The 26,809-nt window shown below is 58.1% G+C and carries 22 protein-coding genes; 8 read left to right on the top strand and 14 right to left on the bottom strand.

Going from position 1 to position 26,809, the window contains the following annotated elements:
• Positions 1 to 33: 33 nt before the first annotated feature.
• From M8318_RS18305 to poxB, 3 genes are read right to left on the bottom strand one after another with little or no spacing between them, the layout of a single operon-like run.
• Complete coding sequence (locus tag M8318_RS18305; protein WP_262663858.1) at positions 34 to 1,470, bottom strand: SDR family oxidoreductase; 1,437 nt, start codon at positions 1,468 to 1,470, stop codon at positions 34 to 36.
• Positions 1,471 to 1,479: 9 nt separating this feature from the next.
• The gene (gene ltaE, locus M8318_RS18300; protein ID WP_262663857.1) at positions 1,480 to 2,481 is read right to left on the bottom strand and encodes a low-specificity L-threonine aldolase; all 1,002 of its coding nucleotides are present in this window, start codon (positions 2,479 to 2,481) and stop codon (positions 1,480 to 1,482) included.
• Positions 2,482 to 2,519: 38 nt separating this feature from the next.
• Entirely contained in the window at positions 2,520 to 4,238 is a 1,719-nt protein-coding gene (gene poxB, locus M8318_RS18295) for a ubiquinone-dependent pyruvate dehydrogenase (protein WP_262663856.1), read from the bottom strand.
• Between the two features lie 152 nt (positions 4,239 to 4,390).
• Here poxB and M8318_RS18290 point away from each other — a divergent pair, with 152 nt between their 5' ends.
• Positions 4,391 to 4,825, top strand: coding sequence for a DoxX family protein (locus tag M8318_RS18290; RefSeq protein ID WP_262663855.1), 435 nt, complete (start codon positions 4,391 to 4,393; stop codon positions 4,823 to 4,825).
• A gap of 73 nt (positions 4,826 to 4,898) precedes the next feature.
• On the opposite strand, the gene hcr is transcribed toward M8318_RS18290, so the two are convergent.
• The 4 genes from hcr to aqpZ form a co-directional block, all read right to left on the bottom strand.
• Positions 4,899 to 5,867 (bottom strand): NADH oxidoreductase, encoded by a 969-nt coding sequence (hcr, locus tag M8318_RS18285; protein ID WP_262663854.1) that lies wholly within the window; start codon positions 5,865 to 5,867, stop codon positions 4,899 to 4,901.
• A gap of 10 nt (positions 5,868 to 5,877) precedes the next feature.
• Positions 5,878 to 7,530: a hydroxylamine reductase gene (gene hcp / locus M8318_RS18280; RefSeq protein ID WP_262663852.1), complete on the bottom strand. Its 1,653-nt coding sequence runs from the start codon at positions 7,528 to 7,530 to the stop codon at positions 5,878 to 5,880.
• A 143-nt stretch (positions 7,531 to 7,673) separates the two neighbouring features.
• The gene (locus tag M8318_RS18275; protein ID WP_262663850.1) at positions 7,674 to 8,573 is read right to left on the bottom strand and encodes a lysine exporter LysO family protein; all 900 of its coding nucleotides are present in this window, start codon (positions 8,571 to 8,573) and stop codon (positions 7,674 to 7,676) included.
• Positions 8,574 to 8,729: 156 nt separating this feature from the next.
• Positions 8,730 to 9,425: an aquaporin Z gene (aqpZ, locus tag M8318_RS18270; RefSeq protein WP_262663847.1), complete on the bottom strand. Its 696-nt coding sequence runs from the start codon at positions 9,423 to 9,425 to the stop codon at positions 8,730 to 8,732.
• A gap of 364 nt (positions 9,426 to 9,789) precedes the next feature.
• Here aqpZ and M8318_RS18265 point away from each other — a divergent pair, with 364 nt between their 5' ends.
• Both M8318_RS18265 and M8318_RS18260 read left to right on the top strand, forming a co-directional pair.
• Complete coding sequence (locus M8318_RS18265) at positions 9,790 to 10,026, top strand: hypothetical protein (protein ID WP_262663846.1); 237 nt, start codon at positions 9,790 to 9,792, stop codon at positions 10,024 to 10,026.
• A 137-nt stretch (positions 10,027 to 10,163) separates the two neighbouring features.
• Complete coding sequence (locus M8318_RS18260) at positions 10,164 to 11,822, top strand: ATP-dependent endonuclease (RefSeq protein ID WP_262663845.1); 1,659 nt, start codon at positions 10,164 to 10,166, stop codon at positions 11,820 to 11,822.
• Here the strand turns inward: M8318_RS18260 and M8318_RS18255 are convergent.
• Positions 11,819 to 12,775, bottom strand: a complete 957-nt coding sequence (locus M8318_RS18255; RefSeq protein WP_262663844.1) for a VirK/YbjX family protein — start codon at positions 12,773 to 12,775, stop codon at positions 11,819 to 11,821. The two genes, M8318_RS18260 and M8318_RS18255, sit on opposite strands and share 4 nt — an antisense overlap.
• A 159-nt stretch (positions 12,776 to 12,934) precedes the next feature.
• Between M8318_RS18255 and macA the strand changes: the two genes are divergently transcribed.
• A complete protein-coding gene (macA, locus tag M8318_RS18250) occupies positions 12,935 to 14,050 on the top strand; it encodes a macrolide transporter subunit MacA (protein WP_262663843.1) in 1,116 nt (371 codons plus the stop codon).
• The gene (gene macB / locus M8318_RS18245; RefSeq protein ID WP_262663842.1) at positions 14,047 to 15,987 is read left to right on the top strand and encodes a macrolide ABC transporter ATP-binding protein/permease MacB; all 1,941 of its coding nucleotides are present in this window, start codon (positions 14,047 to 14,049) and stop codon (positions 15,985 to 15,987) included. Before macA ends, macB begins: the two co-directional genes overlap by 4 nt.
• 79 nt (positions 15,988 to 16,066) lie before the next feature.
• Here macB and cspD read toward each other — a convergent pair whose 3' ends face one another.
• The gene (gene cspD / locus M8318_RS18240) at positions 16,067 to 16,288 is read right to left on the bottom strand and encodes a cold shock-like protein CspD (RefSeq protein WP_225759171.1); all 222 of its coding nucleotides are present in this window, start codon (positions 16,286 to 16,288) and stop codon (positions 16,067 to 16,069) included.
• Positions 16,289 to 16,609: 321 nt separating this feature from the next.
• Between cspD and clpS the strand changes: the two genes are divergently transcribed.
• From clpS to M8318_RS18225, 3 genes are all read left to right on the top strand, one after another.
• Positions 16,610 to 16,930: an ATP-dependent Clp protease adapter ClpS gene (gene clpS / locus M8318_RS18235; protein WP_032617325.1), complete on the top strand. Its 321-nt coding sequence runs from the start codon at positions 16,610 to 16,612 to the stop codon at positions 16,928 to 16,930.
• A gap of 30 nt (positions 16,931 to 16,960) precedes the next feature.
• A complete protein-coding gene (gene clpA, locus M8318_RS18230; RefSeq protein ID WP_262663840.1) occupies positions 16,961 to 19,237 on the top strand; it encodes an ATP-dependent Clp protease ATP-binding subunit ClpA in 2,277 nt (758 codons plus the stop codon).
• A gap of 765 nt (positions 19,238 to 20,002) precedes the next feature.
• Positions 20,003 to 20,422 (top strand): hypothetical protein, encoded by a 420-nt coding sequence (locus tag M8318_RS18225; RefSeq protein WP_262663839.1) that lies wholly within the window; start codon positions 20,003 to 20,005, stop codon positions 20,420 to 20,422.
• A 73-nt stretch (positions 20,423 to 20,495) separates the two neighbouring features.
• Here the strand turns inward: M8318_RS18225 and infA are convergent, their stop codons facing one another.
• From infA to trxB, 5 genes are all read right to left on the bottom strand, one after another.
• A complete protein-coding gene (gene infA / locus M8318_RS18220) occupies positions 20,496 to 20,714 on the bottom strand; it encodes a translation initiation factor IF-1 (RefSeq protein ID WP_001040187.1) in 219 nt (72 codons plus the stop codon).
• Positions 20,715 to 21,000: 286 nt separating this feature from the next.
• Positions 21,001 to 21,705 carry a leucyl/phenylalanyl-tRNA--protein transferase gene (gene aat / locus M8318_RS18210; protein ID WP_262663838.1) on the bottom strand — a complete coding sequence of 235 codons (705 nt, stop codon included), beginning with the start codon at positions 21,703 to 21,705 and terminating at the stop codon, positions 21,001 to 21,003.
• 47 nt (positions 21,706 to 21,752) lie between these two features.
• Positions 21,753 to 23,474: a heme ABC transporter ATP-binding protein/permease CydC gene (gene cydC, locus M8318_RS18205; RefSeq protein WP_262663837.1), complete on the bottom strand. Its 1,722-nt coding sequence runs from the start codon at positions 23,472 to 23,474 to the stop codon at positions 21,753 to 21,755.
• Entirely contained in the window at positions 23,474 to 25,240 is a 1,767-nt protein-coding gene (gene cydD, locus M8318_RS18200) for a heme ABC transporter permease/ATP-binding protein CydD (RefSeq protein WP_262663836.1), read from the bottom strand. The genes cydC and cydD overlap by 1 nt, the downstream gene beginning before the upstream one ends.
• Positions 25,241 to 25,353: 113 nt before the next feature.
• Positions 25,354 to 26,322 carry a thioredoxin-disulfide reductase gene (gene trxB, locus M8318_RS18195; RefSeq protein WP_262663835.1) on the bottom strand — a complete coding sequence of 323 codons (969 nt, stop codon included), beginning with the start codon at positions 26,320 to 26,322 and terminating at the stop codon, positions 25,354 to 25,356.
• Positions 26,323 to 26,809: the final 487 nt, after the last annotated feature.

The following is a 26,809-nucleotide window of genomic DNA, read 5'->3' as shown; positions in this document are numbered from 1 at the left end:
GCAATGGGAAACGTGAAAGATTCGGAGTTTTAATCAGACTTTTTCTGACTTTTGTTCTGCCAGAAGTGCAATACGCCGGGCCATGCCGCGGAAGATAAACAGGTGCGCCGGGATCATCAGCAGCCAGTAAAACAGGCCCGGCATCCCGTGCGGATGCCACCAGGCGCGCACATCCAGCTCCCGGTACTCGCCTTTATCTTTCAGGGTAAAGCACAACCGCCCGAGACCGGGGGCTTTCATGCCAAACAGCATCGCCAGCTGCTTTTCCGGCTCGACGATGATCACCTTCCAGCTGTCGACCGCATCGCCGGTTTGCAGGTATGGCGCAGCGGGGCGGCCTTTCGCCAGCTTGTGCCCGACCAGCAGGTCCATCATCCCCCGGGTCTGCCACAGGATGCTGCCAAAGAAATATCCCTCTTTGCCGCCGATCTGATTCACTACCTGCCATAAGGCGGCCAGGCTGGCGGGAGTTTTTACCGTACAACCGGCCTGTTTCGGAAAGTAGCCGTACTCCGGACGCCAGCGGGCGAAGGCCTGCGCGTCGTAGCCCCAGTCGCTGGAGTTGACCAGCTTCTCCTCCTCTTTCAGCGTATTGCGCACCGCGTCATCAAAGCGGATTAACTCCTGGGGGATGAGCGCCCGCAGGTCGCGGTCGTCGGCCAGCAGATCGTGCTTCAGCCCCTGAATCAAGGCTTTAGCGGTGGTCGGCGGCACCGAGGTGATCACGTTTAAAAACCACACCGAGATCCAGCGGGTCGGGAAGGGGATGGGGATCAGCGGGCGGCGGCGACCGCTCACCGCCATAAAGTGTTCGAACTGCTGCTGATAGCTCAGCACTTCGGGTCCGGCGGCCTCCAGCACCCGGTGCGCTGGGGCCGGGTGATTAAGCAGTTCCACCAGATAGTGCAGCAGGTTCTCCAGCGCAATCGGCGTGGTGCGGGATCGCACCCAGCGCGGGGGAGTTAGCACCGGCAGGTTATAGACCATGTCGCGCATCACTTCGAAGGCGGCAGAGCCTGCCCCGACGATGATCCCGGCCCGCAGCTCGGTGAGGGGGATCCCCGCGCTGCGCAGCACCTCGGCGGTCAGCTGCCGGGCGCGCAGGTGGTCGGACTGCTCATGCTCCGGTGCCTGCAATGAGCTGAGGAAGATGATCTGTTTAACCGGATGTTCCAGCAGCAGGTCGCGCACGTTCATCGCCACCTGGCGCTCATGGGCGATAAAATCCCCGCCTTCGCCCATGCTGTGCACCAGATAGTAGAGGGTATCCACCCCCTCAAGCAGCGCTCCCAGCGTCTGCGGCCAGTTGAGATCGACAGCATGGCAGGTCACGTTTGGCAGGCTCTGCTTTTGCAGACGCTCAACGTTGCGTGCCGCAGCCAGCACCTGATGCCCGCGTGCGCTCAGAGCGGTCACCAGATGTTGACCGATATACCCGCTGGCACCCAGGACCAGAATACGTTGCGGCACGTTAGCTCCTTAGCGCTGCAAAAATGCCTGCCAGTGAGCCACCACCTCGGCAAGCTGCTCGCGATTGACGTCGAGATGCATCACCAGACGCACCACCGGCGAGGCGTTGATCAGCACCCCGCGTGCCTTCATAAACTCACCCAGCGCCGCGGCGTTGTCGTCCCCGACGCGGATAAACAGCATGTTGGTGTCGTGACGCATGACATCTGCGCCGATCTCGCGCAGCTGCGTCGCCATCCACGCCGCATTGTCGTGATCGTCCTTCAGACGGGCGACGTTGTTTTTCAGGGCGTACAGACCCGCGGCGGCAAGGAATCCGGCCTGGCGCATGCCGCCGCCGGTCATTTTACGCCAGCGGTTGGCGCGCTTGATGTAGTCAGCGTTGCCCACCAGCAGGGAGCCCACCGGCGTGCCCAGCCCTTTGGAGAGGCATATGGTGAACGAGTCGCAATATTGCGTAATCTCTTTCAGCTCGCAGCCATACTCCACCACGGCGTTAAAAATACGTGCGCCATCGACGTGCAGCCCCAGTTTGCGCTCGCGGGTAAATTCCCACGCCGCTTTCAGGTACTCGCGCGGGAGCACTTTGCCGTTATGGGTGTTTTCGAGGCTGAGCAGTTTGGTGCGGGCGAAGTGAATATCGTCGGCTTTGATTTTGGCGGCGACTTTGTCCAGCGGCAGGGAGCCGTCAGGCGCGGCATCAATCGGCTGCGGCTGAATGCTGCCCAGCACCGCTGCACCCCCGGCTTCGTACAGGTAGTTATGCGCCCCCTGGCCGACGATATACTCTTCCCCCCGCTCGCAGTGGCTGAGCAGGGCCACAAGGTTGGCCTGGGTGCCGGTTGGCAGAAACTGGGCGGCCTCGTGGCCGCTCAGTTCGGCGGCATAGCGCTGGAGCTCGTTAACGGTCGGGTCGTCGCCGTAAACGTCGTCCCCGACCGGCGCGGCCAGCATCTCCTTGAGCATGGCCTGCGTCGGACGAGTAACGGTGTCGCTGCGTAAATCAATCATGGCATTTCCTTATTATTTTAAAGGCGATGCCGATTGTTTTACCTGAGCCAGTTGGTTTTGGCTAGCTCCAGAACTTCGTCACCACGGCCGCTGATGATGGCACGCAGCATATACAGGCTAAAGCCCTTGGCCTGTTCGAGTTTGATCTGCGGTGGGATCGCCAGTTCATCTTTGGCAACCACCACATCCACCAGCACCGGACCGTCGGTGGCGAAGGCGCGCTGGAGAGCGTCATCCACTTCCGAGGCCTTCTCCACGCGGATGCCGGTGATGCCGCAGGCTTCGGCGATGGCGGCGAAGTTGGTCTCGTGCAGTTCGGTGCCGTCAGTCAGATACCCCCCGGCCTTCATCTCCATCGCCACAAATCCCAGCACGCTGTTGTTAAAGACGATGATTTTGATCGGCAGCTTCATCTGCGCCACCGAGAGGAAATCGCCCATCAGCATGCTGAACCCGCCGTCGCCGCACATCGCCACCACCTGACGATCCGGCGCGGTGGCTTTGGCCCCCAGCGCCTGCGGCATGGCGTTGGCCATCGAGCCGTGGTTAAACGAGCCAATCAGACGGCGCTTGCCGTTCATCTTCAGGTAGCGCGCCGCCCAGACGGTCGGGGTGCCCACGTCGCAGGTGAAGATGGCATCTTCATCGGCATAGTGGCTGATCTGCTGCGCCAGATACTGCGGGTGCAGCGCCTTGTCGCTGGGCTTCGCCAGGTCGTCCAGTCCTTTACGCGCATCGCGGTAATCGCTCAGGGCCTTGTCGAGGAACGTGCGATCGGTTTTCTCCTCCAGCAGCGGCATCAGCGCGGTGAGGGTGGCCTTGATGTCGCCCACCAGGGCCATATCCACTTTGCTGTGCGCCCCGATGCTGGCCGGGTTGATGTCGATCTGGATGATTTTGGCGTCGGTAGGGTAGAAGGCGCGATACGGGAAGCGGGTGCCGAGCAGCACCAGGGTGTCGGCGTTCATCATGGTGTGGAACCCGGACGAGAAGCCGATCAGCCCGGTCATCCCCACGTCGTAAGGGTTATCGTACTCCACGTGTTCTTTGCCGCGCAGGGCGTGGACAATCGGCGCCTTGAGCATACCGGCAAATTCCACCAGCTCGTCATGGGCCCCGGCACAGCCGCTGCCGCACATCAGGGCGATATTGCTGGAGTAGCGCAGGAGCTGCGCCAGCTTTTTCAGCTCGGCCTGAGCGGGCGTCACCACCGGAAGAGGGGCAGGATACCAGTGGCTGCTGGCACTTTCCGGGGCCGCCTGCAGGGCCACGTCACCGGGCAGTACAATCACCGAGACGCCGCGGTTTAAAATGGCGTTGCGCAGGGCCAGAGCCAGCACCTGCGGGATCTGCTCCGGCGTGGAGACCAGCTCACAGTAGTGGCTGCATTCACGGAACAGCTCCTGGGGATGCGTCTCCTGAAAATAGCCGCTGCCGATTTCACTTGACGGAATGTGCGCGGCGATAGCCAGCACCGGGACGTTGTTGCGATGGCAATCAAACAGGCCGTTGATCAGATGCAGGTTGCCCGGTCCGCAGGATCCGGCGCACACCGCCAGCTCGCCGGTGAGTTGGGCCTCGGCCCCGGCGGCGAACGCGGCGACCTCTTCATGACGGGTCGGCATCCACTCGATGGTGCCCATCCGGTTCAGGCTGTCGCTCAGGCCGTTGAGGGAATCCCCGGTGACACCCCAGATCCGTTTTACTCCGGCCTGTTCCAGCATTTTCGCGATGTAGTTCGCCACGGTTTGTTTCATGGTAGTCCGTCTCCTGAATGTGTTAACGCTTTCAAGCTTAGATGAAACTCACCGCCATGCTGGTTTAATCCCCCTGATTAATAGTTGCTTTCAATGTGCAATATTTCGTCATATTCTGCTGGCGTACATAATAAAAACGGGAGTGAATTCAAATGGTTAAATCATTGTTAATGTCTGTTAATAAAACGCTAACGTGCGACGATACGGGCAAGCTGTTGCTGCGTCTGGCGGTAGGGGGATTGATGCTGTTTCACGGCCTGCATAAGGCCATCGACGGGGTAGGAGGCATTGCAGGTATGCTGGCGGCGAAGGGGCTGCCGGGCTTTATTGCTTACGGTGTGCTGATTGGCGAAGTGGTGGCGCCGATCCTGATTATCCTCGGTATTCTCACCCGTCCTTCGGCGCTGGTGCTGGCCTTTACCATGGTGGTGGCGTGGCTGATGGTGGGCACCGGTAAAACCTTCGCACTGGATGCAGTGGGAGCCTGGGCGATTGAGAGTCTGGTTTATTTCTTCGTGGGTGCGCTGGCGGTGGCATTTTTAGGGGCAGGGCGGTATGCGGTGGTGAGCGATCCGGCGTGGAAGTAAAAACATCCCCGATGTGACATCGGGGATGTTGATTTCCCAGGCCCGGTAAGCGCTAGCGCCACCGGGCGTTTCATCAGGCCAGCACCAGATCCCCCTGCGGATGACAGGAGCAGGCCAGCACATAGCCTTCTGCCACTTCGGCATCCGTCAGGGTCATGGTGCTGGAGACGGTATAGTTCCCGTCCACCACCTTCGTTTTACAGCAGCCGCAGACACCCGCGCGACAGGCAGCCACCACCGGCACGTTATTGCTCTCCAGCGCTTCCAGCAGCGTGCTGCCCACGCGGCCAAAGAAGGTCTGGGCTGGCTGCAGTTTGGTGATCTTCAACCCGCGGGTGGCGGCTTCCGCGACCGGGGTAAAGAACTGCTCTTTAAAGAAGCGGGTCACGCCGAGGGCCTTCACCTCTTCCTCAACGATGTCCATATACGGCGCCGGACCACAGGTCATCACGGTGCGTGAAGCGAGATCCGGCACCTGTTGCAGCAGCTCGCGGGTCAGGCGACCGGCGACAAAACCTTCGGTGGCGTTGGTTTCGGCCACCAGCGTGACCGGATAATTACGCCATTCGTCGGTGAAAATCACATCCTGCGGCGAACGCACGCTGAAGATCACCGCCACGTCGGCCTGCGGGCGGTTCTTCGCCAGCCAGCGACGCATCGACATCACCGGCGTCACGCCGCAGCCGGCAGCCAGCAGCAGGAATTTATCTTCTGGTTTGTCGTCACAGGTAAAATCACCCTGCGCATCCGACAGCCAGATGTAATCCCCACGCTTCACGTCGTGCGTCAACCACTGCGAGCCTGCCCCCTCATCAATGCGGCGGATGGTCAGCGTAATGTACTCGCTGATACCCGGCGTGGAGGAGATCGTGTACGCCCGCAGCGTCTCTGCTGAGTTACGCACGCTGACCAGCGCATACTGCCCGGCACGGTACGGATAATAGTCGTGGCACAGCAGCGAAATCGTCCAGACATCCGGCGTTTCCTGATGGATGTGGTGAACCTGCATCCGCCACGGGCACTGATGGGTTGGCATTGTCATAGTTTACTCCTTACGCGCTCAGCAGTTGCTTCATGTCTTCTTCAACGGTGGTCACGGAACGCAGACCAAATTTCTCGTTGAGGACCGCCAGCAGGTCAGGGGTAAAGAAGCCAGGCGCGGTCGGGCCGGTGACGATGTTTTTCACGCCTAGCGACAGCAGGGTCAGCAGGATCACAATCGCTTTCTGTTCGAACCAGGAGAGCACCAGCGACAGCGGCAGGTCGTTCACGCCACAACCCAGTTTTTCCGCCAGGGTCACGGCCAGAATGATCGCCGAGTAGGCATCGTTACACTGACCGGCATCGATCAGGCGCGGCAGGCCTTCGATATCCCCGAACTCCAGCTTGTTGAAACGGTATTTACCGCAGGCCAGGGTGAGGATCAGGCAGTCGTCCGGCACGCTGGTGGCGAAGTCGGTGAAGTAGTTACGCTCCCCGCGTGCGCCGTCGCAGCCACCGACCAGGAAGATGTGACGCAGTTTTTCGCGGCTCACCAGGTCAATCAGGGAATCCGCCGCGCCCAGCAGGGTCTGACGGCCAAAACCAACGGTGATCAGGTGAGGAATTTCGCTGTACGGGAAGCCCGCCATCTGCTGTGCCTGGGCGATCACCGGACCAAAATCGTCACCTTCAAGGTGGCTCACGCCCGGCCAGCCGACGATGCTGCGGGTCCAGATACGGTCGTCGTAGGCGCCCACGGTTGGGTCGATGATGCAGTTAGAGGTCATCACTATTGGGCCCGGGAAGCGGGCGAACTCCACCTGCTGGTTCTGCCAGCCGCTGCCGTAGTTACCGATCAGGTGTTTGAATTTGCGCAGTTCCGGATAGCCGTGGGCAGGCAGCATCTCACCGTGGGTGTAGACGTTCACGCCGGTACCGTCGGTCTGCTCCAGCAGGTTGTAGAGATCTTTCAGGTCGTGACCGGAGATCAGGATGCATTTCCCTTCGGTCGCTTTAACGTTGACCTGGGTCGGGGTCGGGTGGCCATATTTGGTGGTTTCACCGGCATCCAGAATGCTCATCACTTTGAAGTTCATCTGGCCGATTTCCATTGAACACTCCAGCAGGGCATTCATGTCGGAAGGCCAGGTCCCCAGCCACGCCATGATTTTGTGGTACTGGGCGTAGATGTCGTTGTCGTACTGATCCAGAACGTGCGCGTGTTCCATATAGGCCGCGGCACCTTTCAGGCCGTACAGGCACAGCAGACGCAGGCCGAGGATGTTCTCGCCGATCGCCGCTTTGTCTTTGTTCGGGGTAAATTCTGCCGCCTGACGTTGCAGGTCGCCGAGGTCGTCGCTCACCAGTTGCAGGTCCGCCATCGGGTTATCGACGCGGGCAGTGGCATCCACGTTCTGGGCCTGCGCTTTCAGGGCGTCACGCAGGGCAATGGCTTCGCGGGCGTAGCCCACAATGCGTGGCGAATCGAAGTTCACGTTGGTCAGGGTAGAGAAAAACGCGCGCGGGGCAAAGTTATCGACGTAGTGGTCGACAATGCCATATTCCCGGGCTTTTACTGCCCAGGCGGATAAACCCTGCAGGGACGCAATCAGCAGATCCTGCAGATCGGAAGTTTCGGCGGTTTTACCGCACATGCCCTGTGCGTAAGAGCAGCCGTTGCCGGCTGGAGTACGGATAGTTTGTTCACATTGCACACAAAACATAATCACACCTGTTAAAGTTATATTTGATATACATGTTTAAGATTATGCTTGTGCCGATAAGGAGAAAAGGGCTTTCTGCTACAAACGAAAGGGTTATTGATTTAGCGCAATTTTGGCGGCAGCAGGCTACCGCCAAAGAAGTATCAGGCGGAGAAGAAGGCCATCATGATCGGTACCAGTAGGCTTAAAATAAAGCCGTGGACGATGGCGGCAGGGACCATCTCCAGCCCGCCAGAGCGTTGCAGCACCGGCAGGGTAAAGTCCATCGACGTGGCCCCGCACAGGCCCAGCGCCGTGGAGCGGCTACGGCGCACCAGGCCCGGGATCAGCATAATGGCGATCAGCTCCCGGCCAAGATCGTTAAAGAAGGCGGCGCTGCCAATTACCGGGCCAAAGGATTCGGTAAGCAGAATACCGGACAGCGAATACCAGCCAAAGCCGGAGGCCATTGCCAGGGCGGTATTGAGCGGCAGGTCGAGAATAAAGGCATTGATCACCCCGCCCACCAGCGAACTGCCCACTACGAAAACGGCGACCATCATGCCCCGGCGGTTGAGGACGATCTGTTTTAAGGTCATGCCGTTATTGCGCAGCTGAATACCAATCAGGAACAGCAGGAAGATCAGGGTATATTCGCTGGCCTCGGTGGCGTGCTGTAAAAAATCCAACCCGCTCAGCCCCAGTAAAAAGCCAATCACCACCACGCCGCATAATTTCAGTGACTCCAGCGCCATGGCGATACGCGACGGTAATTTCTCCTGATGGTGGTGGTTTTTCCACGGAATAACGCGTTCCAGCCAGAACAGGGCCGCGATATTGCACAGCAAAATAACCCCCATCGTAATGATGGAGTAATGCAGGATCGAGAGCAGGTTGGTTGCCAGATTATCGAGGAAGGCGAGGCTGATACCCATAAAAAACAGAATGACGTAGACAATCCAGCTCAGTAAGCGGTTGATCAGTTTTAACGCGGCCAGCTGGCGAAGAGGAATGAGATAACCCACGATCAGCGGGATCAGAATGATTAAGAGTCCTGAAAACATGAACAACCGGTCCTTTATATGAGTGGCGCTGTGACACTACCCAATTCAGACGGTTCAGTAAAGATGAAAACAGTGCCGGGCGGCGCTTCGCTTGCCCGGCCTACAAATGCACTGTTTCGTAGGCCGGGTAAGGCGAAGCCGCCACCCGGGGTTGGATCAGTCGCGCTTCTCAAGCAGGGTGCGATACAGCACGCCGCCAAGAATACCGCCAACAATAGGCATTACCCAGAACAGCCACAGCTGCTCAATGGCCCAGCCGCCCTGGAAGATCGCAACCGCGGTGCTGCGCGCCGGGTTAACCGAGGTGTTGGTGACCGGAATGCTGATCAGGTGGATCAGGGTCAACGCCAGGCCAATCGCAATCGGGGCAAAACCGGACGGGGCGTGTTTGTCGGTAGCGCCGAGGATCACCAGCAGGAAGCCTGCCGTCAGCACAATTTCAATCACGATGGCAGAGAGCATGGAGAAGCCGCCCGGGGAGTGCTCGCCAAAGCCGTTTGAAGCAAAACCGCTGGCTGCGGCGTCAAAGCCCGTTTTACCGCTGGCAATCAGATAAAGAATAGCGGCAGCAATAATCCCGCCAATCACCTGAGCAATAATATAGCTGACAATATCTTTCGCCGGAAAACGACCGCCCGCCCACAGACCTAATGTTACCGCCGGGTTAAAGTGTCCGCCGGAAATATGTCCTACGGCATAGGCCATGGTTAATACCGTTAAACCGAAGGCCAGAGAAACCCCGACAAAACCGATCCCTAATTCCGGGAAACCTGCCGCCAGCACTGCGCTGCCGCAGCCACCAAATACCAGCCAGAATGTACCAAAACATTCAGCTGCTAATTTTCTGAACATAAACCACCTCAATAAAATGACAATTCTGCGGTATTGCACACAGACGTTTTCCCTAATGCACGAGGACATAACTAAAGCGGCGCTATTTTATAAATGTCATCATGGCACCACCAGCGGTATAAACCGCATAAATTTGATTTAGAGCAATGATAAACGATGTATGTTAAAGAAGGGGGCGCAGATTGAAATAATAACGGATGTTTCGCATCGGATTTATTGATAGTCAAAATATATACTAATCAAATTCTGAATTATTCAGTGAGAATTGACATCGATAACGTGCAAAAATACTATTTCGTTGAAAAATAGCGTTTTATTTTTCTTTTTTAATTATTTAATTCACTATCTTAAAAAGGAATTTACTATGAAAGAACTTCAAATCGAAGAAATGGCTGCTGTTACTGGTGCGGGTTTAATTGCTGACGCTGCAGCGGCATTAGGTGAAGGCATCGGCAGAATTGTCGATGTTTCCTGTAATACCGGTACCCAGGCCACCACCGCAGGCGAAACAATGGGCCGCGGCATCGGGATGATCGTTGAAGCCTCTGTCAGTATCTTCCAGGGTATTTTTGGCGGTATCTCTTCACTGTTCAATAAATAATAAATTAACCCATTCTCCCAAGGAGAGCTTGCTCTCCTTTTTCACCACCCTCTCTTCTCTGCGCAGTACTCACTCTTTATCTCTGGCGCTATAATGCTGATAACGTGAAGGAAAGCGTTAATGAGCCTGGAGGGTACATGTTGCTTGAACGTGTGGAAATCGTGGGGTTCCGCGGCATTAACCGTCTGTCGCTGATGCTGGAGCACAATAACGTGCTGATCGGGGAAAACGCCTGGGGGAAATCCAGCCTGCTGGATGCCCTGACGCTGCTGCTCTCCCCGGAATCCGATCTGTACCATTTTGTCCGGGAAGATTTCTGGTTCCCGCCCGGGGATCTGCTGGGGCGCGAACACCATCTGCATATTATTCTCACCTTTCGTGAAGCCGAGCCGGGCCGTCATCGCGTTCGCCGTTATCGTCCCCTGGCCGACTGCTGGGTGCCGTGCCAGGACAACTATCAGCGCATCTTTTATCGTCTGGAGGGCGAGCTGGCAAACGACGACAGCGTGCTGACCCTGCGCGGTTTTCTCGATAACCACGGCAACCCTCTGCCGCTGGCGGATATCGACGACCTGGCGCGGCATCTGGTGCGCCTGATGCCGGTCCTTCGCCTGCGTGATGCCCGCTTTATGCGCCGGATCCGCAACGGCACGGTGCCCAACATGCCCGACGTTGAGGTCACCGCCCGCGAGCTGGATTACCTGGCCCGCGAGCTGGTGGCCCGTCCGCAAAATCTCACCGATGGCCAGATCCGCCAGGGGCTGTCGGCGATGGTGCAGCTGCTGGAGCACTACTTTACCGAGCAGGGCACCTCGCCAGTCCGCAACCGCCTGATGCGGCGGCGCTCCCACGATGAACAGCGCAGCTGGCGCTACCTCGACATCATCAACCGGATGATTGACCGCCCCGGTGGCCGTTCGCACCGGGTGATCCTGCTGGGGCTCTTCTCGACGCTGCTGCAGGCCAAGGGCACCGTCCGGCTCGACCGGGACGCCCGCCCGCTGCTGCTGGTGGAAGATCCCGAGACGCGCCTGCACCCGATTATGCTCTCGGTGGCGTGGCACCTGCTGAATCTGCTGCCGTTGCAGCGCATCACCACCACCAACTCCGGCGAGCTGCTGTCGTTAACCCCGGTAGAGCACGTCTGCCGTCTGGTGCGCGAGTCTTCGCGCGTGACGGCTTTCCGCCTTGGGCCGGGAGGGATGAACGCCGAAGACAGCCGCCGAATCGCCTTCCACATTCGCTTTAATCGCGCCTCCTCCCTGTTCGCCCGCTGCTGGCTGCTGGTGGAAGGGGAGACCGAAACCTGGGTGATTAACGAGCTGGCCCGCCAGTGCGGTCACCATTTCGATGCCGAGGGGATCAAGGTGATTGAGTTCGCTCAGTCGGGCTTAAAACCGTTGATCAAATTTGCCCGGCGGATGGGCATTGAGTGGCACGTGCTGGTGGATGGCGACGAGGCGGGCAAGAAATATGCCGCCACCGTGCGCGGGCTGATCAACAACGACCGGGAAGAGGAGCGCGAGCACCTGACGACGCTGCCCGCCATGGACATGGAGCACTTCATGTACCGCCAGGGCTTCGCGGACGTCTTTCACCGGGTGGCGATGATCCCCGAGAATGCTCCGATGAACATACGACGGGTGATCGTGAAAGCCATTCACCGCTCGTCGAAGCCCGATCTGGCGATTGAGGTGGCGATGGAAGCCGGGCGGCGCGGAGTTGAAGCGGTGCCGCCCCTGTTGCGGAAGATGTTCTCCCGCGTGCTGTGGCTGGCGCGCGGGAGAGCCGATTAACGCCGGGTCGCCTGGTTGACCTGATCGATCAGGCTGTCCAGCAGGGCAAAGCGGCGGCGGTACTCGGCGCGCTTTTTGCTGGCGATCTCGTCCATTGGTTTACGCGGCATGGCGAGCGGCAGGCGGAAGTTGCCCTCGACGGTGCGCTCGCCGCCGAGTGACTGCCAGAAGCTGTCGTAATCGGCCAGCAGTTTGCCCTCTTTTTTCTTACGGTAACGCCAGCTGCGGTAGATATGGGTGCTGTTGCTGACGGCCACGATCTGTTCCACGGCAAGGGCGCTGCCCAGCGTCATGGCCGCCTCTACCAGCAGGCGTTTCGGGAACAGGCCGTGACAGGCCTTGGTGGCACTCTGGATCGCCTCGTGCGGGACAAAGGCTTTCGCTCCCTGCATTCCGCCGATAAACAGCGTCGCGGTACCGTTAATCTGGCACAGCGTGAAGGTTATCTCCGCCAGCACCGTCTGCTCCGCGTCGCAAAACGCCAGTGTGGCTTCCCCCTCTTTATCCAGAAATGCATCGGCGCACAGGCGCAGGGTAAACTGCTGGTCGTCTTTACCGGTCAGGGTCAGCAGCGTCACCCCTTCCCGGGAGAGATAGCCGTTCATCAGCGCGGCCGGGAGCTGGCGCTGCATCGTCTGATAGTGCCAGTTCAGTGCCTGCAGGGTTTGCTGGCGGTTAATGGCGACGGACAACCACGGGCGGTGCAGGCGGCAGGGCAGCCCAGGCTGAACCTGCAGCAGCTGCAGTAACTGCGGCTGTTGCGCCAGGTTTGACAGCAGGCGGGCGGTGCTGAATGGCGTCATCAGCGATCGCAGCATAAACTTGCGGCGGTAGGCCGGGTTGCGCCAGGCCAGCCCGGGGGTTAATGTCCCGGAGGCCAGACGTTGAAAGAGCTGCCAGCCCGATGTTGGTTGCGGCTGGAGTGAATAAGATGACTCTGCGATGGATGACATAATAAATTCCGGTCTTGTTGCCAGAACTCTATTTCAGCAGGGGTTTAATCAACCTCTCCTCAACGATTTTCACCCATCCTTAAAAGCAGGGGTTTCGTTGAGGAACGGTTTAGTTAGAATCAACAGTTATGTAAGCCAGAATAGCTATTTGGAATATTTATGAACTTTAAGGGAAAACGCAGGAAGCTGTTTCTGCTGCTGGTGCTGATTGTACTGGTGGCTGGATTCTGGCTGTGGCAGGTGCTTAACGCCCCGGTGCCGCACTATCAGACGCTGATTGTCCGTCCGGGCGAGCTGCAACAGAGCGTGCTTGCCACCGGCAAGCTGGACGCGCTGCGCAAGGTGGATGTCGGGGCCCAGGTCAGCGGGCAGTTGAAAACGCTGTCGGTGGAGATTGGCGACAAGGTGAAAAAGGGGCAACTGCTGGGGGTCATCGACCCGGAGCAGGCTGAAAACCAGATCAAAGAGGTGGAAGCGACCCTGATGGAGCTGCGGGCCCAGCGTAGCCAGGCCGAAGCGGAGCGTAAGCTGGCCCAGGTGACCCTGAGCCGTCAGCGACAGCTGGCCACCACCCAGGCGATCTCGCAGCAGGATCTGGATACCTCGACCACCGAACTGGCGGTCAAGCAGGCGCAGATTGGCACCATCGACGCGCAGATCAAACGTAATCAGGCCTCGCTGGACAGCGCCAAAACCAACCTCGATTACACCCGTATCGTCGCCCCGATGGCCGGGGAGGTGACACAAATCACCACTCTGCAAGGACAGACGGTGATTGCCGCCCAGCAGGCGCCGAACATCCTGACCCTGGCGGATATGGGCACCATGCTGGTGAAGGCTCAGGTCTCCGAGGCGGATGTGATCCACCTCAAACCGGGGCAAAAAGCCTGGTTTACCGTGCTGGGGGATCCGCAGACCCGCTACGAAGGGGTGCTGAAAGACATTCTCCCGACCCCGGAAAAGGTCAACGACGCCATCTTTTATCATGCCCGTTTCGAGGTGCCCAACCCGCAAGGCGTGCTGCGGCTGGACATGACCGCCCAGGTGCATATCCAGCTGGCCGGGGTCAAAAACGTGCTGACCATTCCGCTGGCGGCGCTGGGGGAACCGGCGGGCGACAACCGCTACAACGTGAAGGTGCTGCGTAACGGCGAGACCCGCGAGCGTGAGGTGAGCCTTGGCTCGCGCAACGACACTGACGTAGTGGTGGTGAAAGGGCTGGAAGAGGGTGAAGAGGTGGTCATCAGCGAGAGCCAGCCCGGGGCGGCCAAATGACGTCCCTGCTTGAACTGATTGATATCCGCCGGAGCTATCCCTCCGGTGACGGGCCGGTGGAGGTGCTGAAGGGCATCACCCTGCAGGTTGAGGCCGGAGAGATGGTGGCGATCGTCGGGGCCTCGGGTTCCGGTAAATCGACGCTGATGAACATTCTCGGCTGCCTGGATAAACCCACCAGCGGCACCTACCGGGTGGCCGGTACCGATGTCGCTACCCTGGACAGCGATGCGCTGGCTAAGCTGCGGCGGGAACATTTCGGCTTTATCTTCCAGCGTTACCACCTGCTCTCGCACCTTAGCGCGGCGCAGAACGTCGAAGTACCGGCGGTCTATGCCGGTGTGGAGCGCAAAAAACGCCTTGAGCGGGCCCAGGCGCTGCTCACCCGGCTGGGGCTGGGGGAGAGGGTGGATTACCAGCCTTCGCAGCTCTCCGGCGGCCAGCAGCAGCGAGTGAGTATCGCCCGGGCGCTGATGAACGGCGGACAGGTGATCCTCGCCGATGAACCGACCGGGGCGCTGGACAGCCACTCCGGCGAAGAGGTGATGGCGATCCTGCACCAGCTGCGGGATCAGGGGCATACGGTGATCATTGTCACCCACGATCCACAGGTGGCCGCGCAGGCCGGGCGGATCGTGGAGATCCACGATGGGGAGCTGGTCAGCAACCCGCCACCCAGCCTCAACGCCACCCGACGTCAGGAGGTGGCGTTGCCTCCGCCGTCCGGCTGGCGGCAGTTTGCCAGCAGTTTCCGCGAAGCGCTGACCATGGCCTGGCTGGCGATGGCCGCCAACAAGATGCGCACCCTGTTGACCATGCTCGGGATCATCATCGGTATCGCCTCGGTGGTGTCGATTGTGGTGGTGGGCGATGCCGCCAAACAGCTGGTGCTGTCGGATATCCGCTCCATCGGCACTAACACCATCGACGTCTATCCCGGCAAAGACTTTGGTGACGATGAGCCGCAGTATCAGCAGGCGCTAAAGTATGACGATCTGGCGGCGATCCAGAAGCAGCCGTGGGTCAACTCCGCCACCCCGGCGGTGTCGCAGAACCTGCGTCTGCGCTACGCCAATATCGACGTGGCGGCCAGCGCTAACGGCGTCAGCGGCGATTACTTTAACGTCTACGGCATGACCTTCAGCGAGGGGACAACTTTCAATGCGGAACAGCTGGCGGGCCGGTCCCAGGTGGTGGTGCTGGATGCTAACTCCCGGCGTCAGCTGTTCCCCAATAAAGCGAAAGTGGTGGGCGAAATTATCCTGGTGGGGAATATGCCCGCGACGGTGATCGGCGTGGCGGAAGAGAAGCAGTCGATGTTCGGCAGCAGCAAGATCCTGCGTGTCTGGCTGCCGTATACCACCATCTCCGGGCGCATTATGGGGCAGTCCTGGCTGAACTCGATCACCGTGCGGGTGAAGGAGGGCTACGACAGCGCCCAGGCGGAACAACAGCTTGAGCGCCTGCTAACCCTGCGCCACGGGAAGAAAGATTTCTTCACCTGGAACATGGACGGGCTCTTGAAAACGGCTGAAAAGACCACACGTACTCTTCAGCTCTTCCTCACGTTGGTGGCGATCATCTCCCTGCTGGTCGGGGGGATTGGGGTGATGAATATCATGCTGGTGTCGGTCACCGAGCGTACGCGTGAGATCGGCATCCGCATGGCGGTCGGTGCCCGGGCCAGCGATGTGCTGCAGCAGTTTTTAATTGAAGCGGTGCTGGTCTGTCTGGTGGGCGGCGCGCTGGGAATTACACTCTCCCTGCTCATCGCCTTCTCGTTGCAGCTGTTTTTACCCGGCTGGGAAATTGGTTTTTCACCGATGGCGCTATTAACCGCCTTCCTTTGTTCTACCTTTACCGGGGTGCTGTTTGGCTGGCTGCCGGCCCGAAATGCCGCGCGGCTGGATCCGGTGGATGCGTTAGCCCGGGAATAAGTCTGTTGGCCCGCAAATAAAAATGCCAGCGCATCGGGCTGGCATTTTGAGTGCGGGGTGTACACAATGAAACAGAGGGCTATGCCACCGCTTCAACTTCGATGGGCACAATAACGCTGGCATGATTGCCTTTAGGCCCGAGGTGTACATCAAACTGAACGGCTTGTCCGGCTTTCAGCGTTCTGTAACCATCCATCTGAATGGTGGAATAATGCGCGAAGATGTCTTCGCCGCCGCCTTCAGGGCAGATAAAACCAAACCCTTTGGCGTTGTTGAACCACTTAACTGTACCCGTTTCCATGCTTCGACATCCTTCGTAAATCTTATTGAGTTAGATGTAATGAACCGGTGCTGGAGTGGGGGCTGTTCAAAACCTCGCCAACTCACGCCTGTACAATTTAGATAAACCAAAGGCAGCGTCAAGCATTTGCCGGGGCAGGGAGGGGAAAAATGCGTCAAAATTTGAAGCAGTTAACGCTATTGACGGGTATTGTGACAGACATCGCGGATGGCAATAATAGATGTGAGTTATCTGACATCTGAGGTAGATTCAGGTTATGTATAGCCTCCAGTCAGCATCAGAACCGCGACCGGAGAGCGTAAACGAAGATGACGACTGACAATGGGTAAGACGAACGACTGGCTCGATTTCGACAAGCTGGCGGAAGATAAAGTGCGCGACGCGCTAAAACCGCCATCTATGTATAAAGTTATGTTAATGAACGATGACTACACGCCGATGGAATTTGTTATTGACGTGCTACAAAAGTTCTTTTCTTATGATGTAGAACGTGCAACGCAACTGATGCTTACCGTTCACTATCATGGCAAAGCCATCTGCGGTGTTTTTACTGCAGAAGTCGCAGAGACGAAGGTGGCGATGGTGAACCAGTATGCGAGGGAGAACGAGCATCCGTTGCTGTGTACGCTGGAAAAAGCCTGAATAAGGCAATGAAAATTGGGGGAGGTGCCTATGCTCAATCAAGAACTGGAACTCAGTTTAAACATGGCTTTCGCCAGAGCGCGTGAGCACCGACATGAGTTTATGACGGTCGAGCACTTGCTGCTTGCACTGCTCAGCAATCCATCCGCCCGCGAAGCGCTTGAAGCCTGCTCCGTGGACCTGGTGGCGCTGCGTCAGGAACTTGAAGCCTTCATCGAACAGACCACACCTGTACTGCCCGTCAGTGAAGAGGAGCGCGACACGCAGCCGACGCTCAGCTTCCAGCGTGTACTCCAGCGTGCGGTATTTCACGTCCAGTCCTCCGGACGTAGCGAAGTCACCGGTGCCAACGTGCTGGTTGCCATCTTCAGCGAGCAGGAGTCGCAAGCCGCCTACCTGCTGCGCAAACACGAAGTCAGCCGCCTCGATGTGGTGAACTTCATCTCTCACGGAACGCGAAAAGACGAGCCGAATCAGGCATCGGATTCCGGCCATCAGGCCAACAGCGAAGAGCAGGCAGGCGGGGAGGAACGTATGGAAAACTTCACCACCAATCTTAACCAGCTTGCCCGCGTCGGCGGTATTGACCCGCTGATTGGCCGCGAAAAAGAGCTGGAACGGGCGATTCAGGTCCTGTGCCGCCGCCGCAAGAACAACCCGCTGCTGGTGGGTGAATCGGGCGTCGGTAAAACGGCGATTGCCGAAGGTCTGGCCTGGCGTATCGTGCAGGGCGACGTTCCGGAAGTGATCGCTGATTGCACCATCTACTCGCTGGATATCGGTTCCCTGCTGGCCGGGACCAAATACCGTGGTGATTTTGAAAAACGTTTCAAAGCGCTGCTGAAACAGCTGGAGCAGGATACCAGCAGCATCCTGTTTATCGACGAGATCCATACCATCATCGGCGCCGGTGCGGCATCGGGTGGTCAGGTGGATGCGGCCAACCTGATTAAACCGCTGCTCTCCAGCGGCAAGATCCGGGTGATTGGCTCGACCACTTACCAGGAGTTCAGCAATATTTTCGAAAAAGACCGCGCCCTGGCGCGTCGCTTCCAGAAAATCGACATTACTGAACCGTCGGTGGAAGAAACGGTGCAGATCATCAACGGCCTGAAACCGAAGTACGAAGCGCACCACGACGTGCGTTATACCGCCAAAGCGGTGCGTGCGGCGGTGGAGCTGGCGGTGAAATATATCAACGACCGCCATCTGCCGGATAAAGCGATTGACGTGATCGACGAAGCGGGCGCACGTGCCCGTCTGATGCCGGTCAGCAAGCGTAAGAAAACGGTCAACGTGGCGGATATTGAATCCGTGGTGGCCCGCATCGCGCGTATCCCTGAGAAGAGCGTTTCTCAGAGCGACCGCGATACGCTGAAAAACCTCGGCGATCGCCTGAAAATGCTGGTCTTTGGTCAGGATAAAGCCATCGAGGCCTTAACCGAAGCGATCAAGATGGCCCGCGCCGGGCTGGGGCATGAGCACAAGCCAGTCGGTTCCTTCCTGTTCGCCGGCCCGACCGGGGTAGGGAAAACCGAGGTGACGGTTCAGCTCTCCAAAGCGCTGGGCATTGAGCTGCTGCGCTTTGATATGTCCGAGTATATGGAGCGTCACACCGTCAGTCGTCTGATCGGTGCGCCTCCGGGCTATGTCGGCTTTGACCAGGGCGGCCTGCTCACCGATGCGGTGATCAAGCATCCGCACGCGGTTCTGCTGCTCGATGAGATCGAGAAAGCGCACCCGGACGTCTTTAACCTGCTGCTGCAGGTGATGGATAACGGGACGCTGACCGACAACAACGGGCGCAAAGCGGACTTCCGCAACGTGGTGATGGTGATGACCACCAACGCCGGGGTGCGTGAAACTGAGCGTAAATCCATCGGCCTGATCCACCAGGATAACAGCACCGATGCGATGGAAGAGATCAAGAAGGTCTTTACGCCGGAGTTCCGTAACCGTCTGGACAACATTATCTGGTTCGATCACCTGTCTACCGAGGTGATCCATCAGGTAGTGGATAAGTTCATCGTCGAGCTGCAGGTTCAGCTGGATCAGAAAGGGGTCTCCCTGGAAGTGAGTCAGGAAGCCCGCGACTGGCTGGCTGAGAAAGGCTACGATCGTGCGATGGGTGCGCGTCCGATGGCGCGTGTTATCCAGGACAACCTGAAAAAACCGTTGGCTAACGAGCTGCTGTTTGGTTCGCTGGTGGATGGGGGGCAGGTGACCGTGGCGCTGGATCAGGCGAAGAACGAGCTGACGTATGACTTCCAGAGTGCGGCGAAGCATAAGCCGGAAGCGGCTCACTAGATAAAAGCAAAAAGGCAACTTCGGTTGCCTTTTTTTATGTCTGTGAACATGTAGCTATGGTGGTGGTTCCGTTCACTTTACGTTCTGTATTTCTCTGTTAAACACGTCACCCGTGAACGTGCTAAGGGGGCTCGCCGCCGCCCCCTTAGCAATCCCGGCTCCCGGCAAAGAAAATCGCCGCTTCGCGGTGCCCTCAGCTTATTCCTTCAGGCTTTCGGGTCGGGCACCAGCCTGCATCCCTGCAGGCTATGCCCTCTCGGCGCGTCCATGCGCCTCGCCCCGGCCTTCCGGAAACGCTTCGGCGATTTTCAGCCGGACCGTGCCATCGCTGTAGTTACCGAGCCAATCTTTTACTCTGTCATCGCTGCAAGCTCGATCGGTTCCCTCTCCCTGAGGGAGAGGGTTAGGGTGAGGGGGAACCGCGCGCACGTTCGTCAAAATTTTGCGAGGCGTTATCCAGAATTTAAACAGGGATATTGCTGGATAAAACCCCAGTAATAGAATGGCGATGCACCTGCAAAATCAGGTGCCGGGATTGGCGTCCTGACCAAACCTCGGAAATGATGTTGCATGCGCAACTATCAGCGGTTTCGTTCACTCTTTTGAAAGCTGCGGGTATAATCCGTACGTTCATATTATGGTGGGCTGGGCCTGGGCTTCTCTGAAGCGCCGATTTTTCCGAGGGTAGTCGGTACGCCAACCTGGTTCAGTCCACCGCCTGAGTTGGCGTTCGGGTGGTCAGCTAAAAAATTACTTTCGGAGATTATGATTATGGAAAATTACAGCATCACCCAGCTTTACAGCGAACTTGAACTCAGCACTCCCGATCTCTCCACCCTTGCCGCGCGCTGCAACCTGCTCACCGAAATCCTGGTCGATTGCAATTCGCTGCCGCAGACGCAGCCCGTCTGCCGCTGTCTTGCGGCATACCTGGACGCATTCAGAAGTGAGCTGGAAAAATCGATGACCGATTTCCGCGTGCTGGATGAGGATGAGATACCGCCAGCACACAAACAGGAGTGGCTGCTGGACAGCACCGAAGCCCAGTGCGATTACTGCCGGGCGTTAAACCATGTGCTGCTGGTGTCGCATTTTGACCGCGATATGCTGCCGCATCTCACCGGCCTGCTGCACGAGATCAGCCATGCGATGCTGGCCGATCTGACGGTGGTGCGCGTCCACTGACGCTGCGCATAAAAAAAGGCCGGGATAACCCGGCCTTTAGTATTCTCTCTACGCCATTCGCGGCGAAAAACTCTTAGCGACTACGGAAGACAATGCGGCCTTTGCTCAGGTCGTACGGGGTCAGCTCGACAGTCACTTTGTCGCCCGTCAGAATACGGATATAGTTCTTACGCATTTTACCGGAGATATGCGCGGTAACGACGTGACCGTTTTCCAGTTCTACGCGAAACATGGTGTTAGGCAACGTTTCAAGAACGGTACCCTGCATTTCAATATTGTCTTCTTTGGCCATCTAATCCTCTGGGGTATCACTACCAAGTTTTGAACCGGCAAGATAATGCCGAAATTCATCAATTAAGTAAAGATTTGCGCGTTTAAAACGCAGCAAAGCAGTTTCAGCGTATTACCCGGACGTCACGGTTCGACCGTACGAAAAGCGCATACGTAAAGGGGAGGTGGCAGGATAAACGATAGGGCGTTATCGGATGCGAACTATTCCCAAACGGCGGCGGGGCAACAGGCAGAACCTACTCTGCGGCAGAATTATAGCACCTTGAGGAAAAATATGCGGAAAACATTTATCTTTGAGGCGTAAATAACGTGCCGGGGACCCAGAAATTATGCGGTAATTTTTGCATTCGCAGTGTTGCCAGCTGCGCCAGATATTCATGGCGCGAGATCTCCACCGCACCCAGCGAGGCGGTATGCTCATTCAGCACCTGACAATCCATCAGCTGGCCGCCGCTGCGGGTAAAGCGTTCGCAGAAAACCAGCAGCGCGGTTTTGGAGGCATTCACCGCGCGGCTGAACATCGACTCACCGCAAAACAGGGTTCCCTGCGCCACGCCGTACATTCCGCCCACCAGCTCGTCCTTATCCCACACCTCAATCGAATGGGCGTATCCCAGTTCGTGCAGGCGGTGATAGGCGGTGATCACCTCAGGGGTGATCCAGGTGCCTTCAAAGCGGTCGGCGGCGCACCCCTCGATCACCTGACCAAACGCGTGATTGAGGGTGACGCGATAGGGGGAGCGGGCGTGAAAACGCTTCATGCTGCGGCTGATATGAAACTGCGCGGGCCACAGAACGGCGCGGGGGTCGGGCGACCACCATAAGATCGGATCGCCGGGGGAAAACCATGGAAAAATCCCCCGCTGGTAGGCCATTAACAGACGCGACGGGCTCAGATCGCCGCCCAGGGCCAGCAAACCATTAGGTTCGCGCAGCGCCCCTTCCGGAGAAGGGAACGCAAGAGAATGACGAGAGAGCTGGACCAGGCGCATGACAACAAAACTCCAGTACGCGAAGTGGGGATCGGTTCAAATATAGACTACAGACGCTGTTTGAACTGGTAGTAGCGACCCTGTTTTGCCAACAGTTCTGCGTGACTACCTTGCTCAATAATCTGTCCGTTGTCCATCACAATAATTTGATCGAAATCCGCCAGACCGCGCAGGCGATGCGTCACCATCAGCACCGTTTTGCCCTGTATCTCTTTTTGCAGTAAATCAAGGATTTGCCGCTCTGTTGTGGCGTCAAGCCCCTCGGTAGGTTCGTCCAGTAACATCAGGGGCGCATCGTGCAGCAGCGCGCGCGCAATTGCCAGGCGACGCAGTTCCCCGCCGGAGAGCTGACGACCCCCTTCACCGAGCCAGCTGTTCAGCCCCTCGTCTTCCAGCAGCTTGTGCAGACCCACCTTTTCCAGCATCGCGGCTAATAGATCATCGCCCGTGCCGGGGGCGGCTAACAGCAGGTTATCCCGCAGGGTGGCGCTGAAAAGATGGACCCGCTGCGGCACCACGCTCACCGTTTTACGCAGCGCGGGCTCACTCATCTCTGACACAGGGGTGTCGTTGAACAGGATCTGGCCCTGAGCCGGATCCCAGGCCCGGGTCAGCAGCTGCAGCAGGGTCGACTTCCCGCAGCCGGTGCGACCCAGCACCGCAACGTGTGCGCCTGCGGGAATGGTCAGGTTAATGTGGTTCAGCGCCGGTTGAGCCTGGCCTTCATAAGCAAAGCTGACATCCGCCAGGCGCAGGGCCAGATGCTCAGGCACGTCGGATGCGACGGTGCTGAACTGCACTTCCGGCTGCTGGCCGGTGATCTGGGTGATACGTAGCGCGGAGGCCACCACCTGGCCGAGATGCTGAAAGGCTCCGGTCACCGGGGCCAGCGCTTCGAACGCCGCCAGCGCACAGAAAACAAACAGCGCAATCAACGGGCCCGGCTGGGTGTTACCGCCCACGCCGCCGGACGCCAACCACAGCATCGCCATCACGGCGATCCCGCCAATCAACAGCATCAACGCCTGGGACAGGGCTGTCAGCTCCGACTGTTTGCGCTGGGCTTCGTGCCAGTTCAGCTCGGTATTTTCCATCTGCGCGCGGTAGCGACGGCTGGCGCCAAAAATCGTTAGTTCTGCCTGACCCTGCAGCCAGCCCGTCAGCTGCTGGCGATATTCGCCGCGCAGACGGGTCAGGTTTTCACCGGTCGGCTTCCCGGCGCGGTAAAAGAGCGGCGGCAGCAGAAACAGCGTCAGAAGCATGATCCCGCCGAGCACCAGGGCGATGTTGACGTCCAGCAGGCTCAGCCCGAGCGTAACAACCACTATCACCACCAGCGCCCCTACCAGCGGGGAGATAACGCGCAGGTAAAGATGATCGAGGGTATCGACATCCGCGACGACGCGGTTCAGCAGTTCACCCTGGCGATAGCGCGCCAGCCCGGCAGGGGAGAGGGGCAACAGCTTGCTGAAGGTGGTGACGCGCAGGTGCTGCAGCACGCGGAAGGTGGCGTCATGGCTGACCAGACGCTCGAAGTAGCGCCCGGCGGTGCGGGTGATGGCCGTGCCGCGCACCCCCGCAGCAGGCAGCATATAGTTGAAGCTATATAGCCCGGCAAACCCGGCGACCGCGGAAGCAGAGAGGAACCAGCCCGAAAGGGTTAACAGACCGATACTGGCCAGCAGGGTAACGATCGCCAGCACCACGCCAAGGATCAGCATCCATTTGTGGCGCATATAGAGCGCCAGATAAGGCAGTAAAGCGCGCATCAGATGTCCTCCTGACGGTTCGCCAGCAGGGCCGCAAACGGCCCCTGTGCCGCTGCGAGCGTGGCGTAATCGCCCTGCTCGACAAGCTGTCCGTTGTCCATGACCCAGATCTGATCCCAGTGGGCAATGCCCTCCAGCTGGTGGGTCACCATCAGCGTGGTTTGCTGCTGCGAGGCGGCATCCAGGGCCAGCATCACGCGCTGTTCGCTGTGCGCATCCAGGCTGGCAGCAGGTTCATCCAGCAGTAAAAGCTGGCAGGGGTTGAGCAGGGCGCGGGCCACGGCGATACGCTGTGCCTGACCGACGGACAGCCCCGCCGACTGATCGCCGACAATCGTATCTACCCCGTTTGGCAGCAGGGGCAGGAATTCACTCACCCAGGCGCGATCGAGCACCGACTGCAGCTCTTCATCGCTGGCATCCGGGCGCGCCAGGAGCACGTTTTCTCGCAGCGTGGCCGCCGGAAGCTGCGGGTTCTGACCCACCCAGCTTAAATGGGTGCGCCATTCATCAGGATCGAGCGCAGAGAGTTCGGCCTGGTTGATGCGCAGCGAGCCGCTGTAAGCCATAAAACCGGATAGGGCATTCAGAAGCGAGCTTTTGCCGGAGCCGCTGGTGCCCACCAGCACCACCCGCTGACCAGCCGCGAGGCTGAAGTTTAATGGCCCCGCCAGCACCTTGCCCTCCGGCGACAGCACGCAGAAATCTTCTGCATCAATGCTAACCGGTTTGCTGGTGCTCAGGGTTACATCCCCGCGCTGCGGATGGGCCAGCGGCGTTTCGAGGAACGTTTTCAGGCTATCGGCCGCGCCCACGGCCTGGGCCTTCGCATGATAGAAGGTGCCCAGATCGCGCAGCGGCTGGAAGAACTCCGGCGCCAGAATCAACGTCAGGAAGCCCGCGGAGAGGGTCACGGCGGTGCCGTAATGTCCAAAATCGAGGGCGCCCAGGTACGAGAAACCAAAATAGACGGCGACCAGCGCAATCGACAGTGAGGTAAAGAACTCCAGCACCCCGGAGGATAAGAACGCCAGGCGTAACACCTCCATGGTGCGCTGACGGAAGTCCTGGGAGGCGTGACGGATATTGTCGGTTTCGGCTTCACCGCGACCAAAAATACGCAGCGTTTCCATGCCGCGCAGGCGGTCGAGGAAGTGACCGCTGAGACGGCCCAGGGCCAGGAAGTTACGGCGGTTGGCATCGGCGGCCCCCATGCCGACCATCGCCATAAATAGCGGGATCAGCGGGGCGGTGCCCAGCAGGATCAGCGCCGCAACCCAGTTATACGGGAAAATCGCGAGTACGATCAGCACGGGAACAAAGACGGCCAGCGCCATCTGCGGCAGATACCGGGCGTAGTAGTCATGCATATCGTCGATTTGCTCGAGGATAAGCGTCGCCCAACTGCCGGCGGGTTTGCCCTGAATCCAGGCAGGGCCGGCTTCCTGCAACCTGTCGAGCACCTGACGGCGAATTTCGTAGCGAATATTCTGCCCGGCGTGAAAACCCACGCGCTCACGCAGCCAGACGACCCAGGCACGCAGAATAAAGACCAGAATCAGCACAATGAAAGGCAGTAACAACGCCTCCCGCGGGATGTTTTCCATGATCATATGGTTAAGAATGCGGGCCAGCAGCCATGCCTGACCGACAATCAACACGCCACTGATAAACCCTAAAAGACGGGAAATATTCAGCCAGCGGCGGGAAAGAACGCTTTGCTGTTTAAGCCAGCGTGTTAACTCTTGTTGACGGGTTTTTTCCATTGCGTGCTTTGCAGGTGATGTTATTAGGTATTGGGCACGGCAATGTTACATCGCAGAGACAATAAAGGCGACTTATCGCCGCCTTTTTTACGTTTGTTGCTGATTTGTAAAAATTATTTACTCTGATCGGCCAGTCCGTCGAGATAACGTTCTGCATCCAGCGCCGCCATACAACCGGTGCCCGCAGAGGTGATCGCCTGACGATAAATGTGGTCCATTACGTCGCCCGCAGCGAACACGCCCGGGATGCTGGTCTGGGTCGCATTGCCGTGGCTCCCGGACTGCACTTTGATGTAGCCGTTCTCCAGTTCCAGCTGACCGTCGAAGATCGCGGTGTTCGGGCTGTGGCCGATGGCCACAAACAGACCCGCCACTTCCAGGGTTTCGACGTTGTCAGTGTTGCGGGTATCGCGAATACGCAGACCGGCCACGCCCATCTGATCGCCGGTCACTTCTTCCAGGGTGCGGTGGGTGTGCAGCACGATGTTGCCGCTGGCTACTTTATCCATCAGACGCTTGATCAGGATTTTTTCCGCGCGGAAGGTATCACGGCGGTGAATGAGGTGCACTTCGGAGGCGATGTTCGCCAGGTACAGTGCCTCTTCCACGGCGGTGTTGCCGCCGCCGATGACCGCGACCTTCTGGTTGCGATAGAAGAAACCGTCGCAAGTGGCGCAGGCGGAAACGCCGCGGCCTTTAAAGGCTTCTTCAGACGGCAGGCCCAGATAACGGGCAGAGGCGCCGGTCGCAATGATTAGCGCGTCGCAGGTGTATTCCGCGTTGTCACCGGTCAGGCGGAACGGACGGTTTTGCAGATCGACCTTGTTGATGTGGTCAAAAATGATTTCGGTATCAAATTTGGTGGCATGCTCGTGCATGCGCTCCATCAGCAGTGGTCCGGTCAGGCCTTCAGGATCGCCTGGCCAGTTTTCCACTTCGGTGGTGGTGGTCAGCTGACCGCCTTTTTCCATGCCCGTAATCAGTACCGGTTGCAGGTTAGCGCGAGCAGCGTAGACCGCTGCGGTGTATCCCGCAGGTCCGGAACCAAGGATAAGAAGTTTACTGTGTTTGGCCGTGCCCATGAGAACCCCATTGTTGTTGGCAGACATTTTCCCGGATTGTAGGGAATTTATGGCCGTAAAAAAAGGGCGCAGCGATTTTGTTAACGATATGTGTAATAGAAATCGCCAATCAACGGCGGTGCAGGGAACGTGATTTTATAACAATAATCATGGCTAATCGCTCGAAACGACGGCGATAAAATGAGGATTAATCCCCGGACATAATGAATATCCGGCATGTTGTACTAAAAATCGATGTTTTGCTTTGACAATCCCCTGCGCTTTTGCGAAAACATTCAAGGAAGAAAAAAAACGGTCTTTGTGTAACGCATAGTCATGCACAAAATCACCATTTTTACCGGGTCAGCGAAATCTACGCATGGTGTGGACAGATGCCATACGTGATGTTGATGGCCGCCTCTGGGCAACGGTCTTCATACCACATAACCCCCAATCGAATCGCGCAAACTATAAAACAGGCGATGCGATTAACCGCGGGGAAAGACTC

This window comes from Leclercia tamurae (genome assembly GCF_025566055.1).
GTDB lineage: Bacteria > Pseudomonadota > Gammaproteobacteria > Enterobacterales > Enterobacteriaceae > Enterobacter > Enterobacter tamurae.
The sequence above is the reverse complement of the archived record's forward strand: the minus strand, read 5'-3'. Positions and strand labels throughout refer to the sequence as shown.

Bases quoted from the DNA above. Each gene is read 5' to 3' on its own strand.
- ltaE (WP_262663857.1), bottom strand. From the start codon at position 2,481: ATGATTGATTTACGCAGCGACACCGTTACTCGTCCGACGCAGGCCATG.
- poxB (WP_262663856.1), bottom strand. From the start codon at position 4,238: ATGAAACAAACCGTGGCGAACTACATCGCGAAAATGCTGGAACAGGCC.
- M8318_RS18290 (WP_262663855.1), top strand. From the start codon at position 4,391: ATGGTTAAATCATTGTTAATGTCTGTTAATAAAACGCTAACGTGCGAC.
- hcr (WP_262663854.1), bottom strand. From the start codon at position 5,867: ATGACAATGCCAACCCATCAGTGCCCGTGGCGGATGCAGGTTCACCAC.
- hcp (WP_262663852.1), bottom strand. From the start codon at position 7,530: ATGTTTTGTGTGCAATGTGAACAAACTATCCGTACTCCAGCCGGCAAC.
- M8318_RS18275 (WP_262663850.1), bottom strand. From the start codon at position 8,573: ATGTTTTCAGGACTCTTAATCATTCTGATCCCGCTGATCGTGGGTTAT.
- aqpZ (WP_262663847.1), bottom strand. From the start codon at position 9,425: ATGTTCAGAAAATTAGCAGCTGAATGTTTTGGTACATTCTGGCTGGTA.
- M8318_RS18265 (WP_262663846.1), top strand. From the start codon at position 9,790: ATGAAAGAACTTCAAATCGAAGAAATGGCTGCTGTTACTGGTGCGGGT.
- M8318_RS18260 (WP_262663845.1), top strand. From the start codon at position 10,164: ATGTTGCTTGAACGTGTGGAAATCGTGGGGTTCCGCGGCATTAACCGT.
- M8318_RS18255 (WP_262663844.1), bottom strand. From the start codon at position 12,775: ATGTCATCCATCGCAGAGTCATCTTATTCACTCCAGCCGCAACCAACA.
- macA (WP_262663843.1), top strand. From the start codon at position 12,935: ATGAACTTTAAGGGAAAACGCAGGAAGCTGTTTCTGCTGCTGGTGCTG.
- macB (WP_262663842.1), top strand. From the start codon at position 14,047: ATGACGTCCCTGCTTGAACTGATTGATATCCGCCGGAGCTATCCCTCC.
- cspD (WP_225759171.1), bottom strand. From the start codon at position 16,288: ATGGAAACGGGTACAGTTAAGTGGTTCAACAACGCCAAAGGGTTTGGT.
- clpS (WP_032617325.1), top strand. From the start codon at position 16,610: ATGGGTAAGACGAACGACTGGCTCGATTTCGACAAGCTGGCGGAAGAT.
- clpA (WP_262663840.1), top strand. From the start codon at position 16,961: ATGCTCAATCAAGAACTGGAACTCAGTTTAAACATGGCTTTCGCCAGA.
- M8318_RS18225 (WP_262663839.1), top strand. From the start codon at position 20,003: ATGATTATGGAAAATTACAGCATCACCCAGCTTTACAGCGAACTTGAA.
- infA (WP_001040187.1), bottom strand. From the start codon at position 20,714: ATGGCCAAAGAAGACAATATTGAAATGCAGGGTACCGTTCTTGAAACG.
- aat (WP_262663838.1), bottom strand. From the start codon at position 21,705: ATGCGCCTGGTCCAGCTCTCTCGTCATTCTCTTGCGTTCCCTTCTCCG.
- cydC (WP_262663837.1), bottom strand. From the start codon at position 23,474: ATGCGCGCTTTACTGCCTTATCTGGCGCTCTATATGCGCCACAAATGG.
- cydD (WP_262663836.1), bottom strand. From the start codon at position 25,240: ATGGAAAAAACCCGTCAACAAGAGTTAACACGCTGGCTTAAACAGCAA.
- trxB (WP_262663835.1), bottom strand. From the start codon at position 26,322: ATGGGCACGGCCAAACACAGTAAACTTCTTATCCTTGGTTCCGGACCT.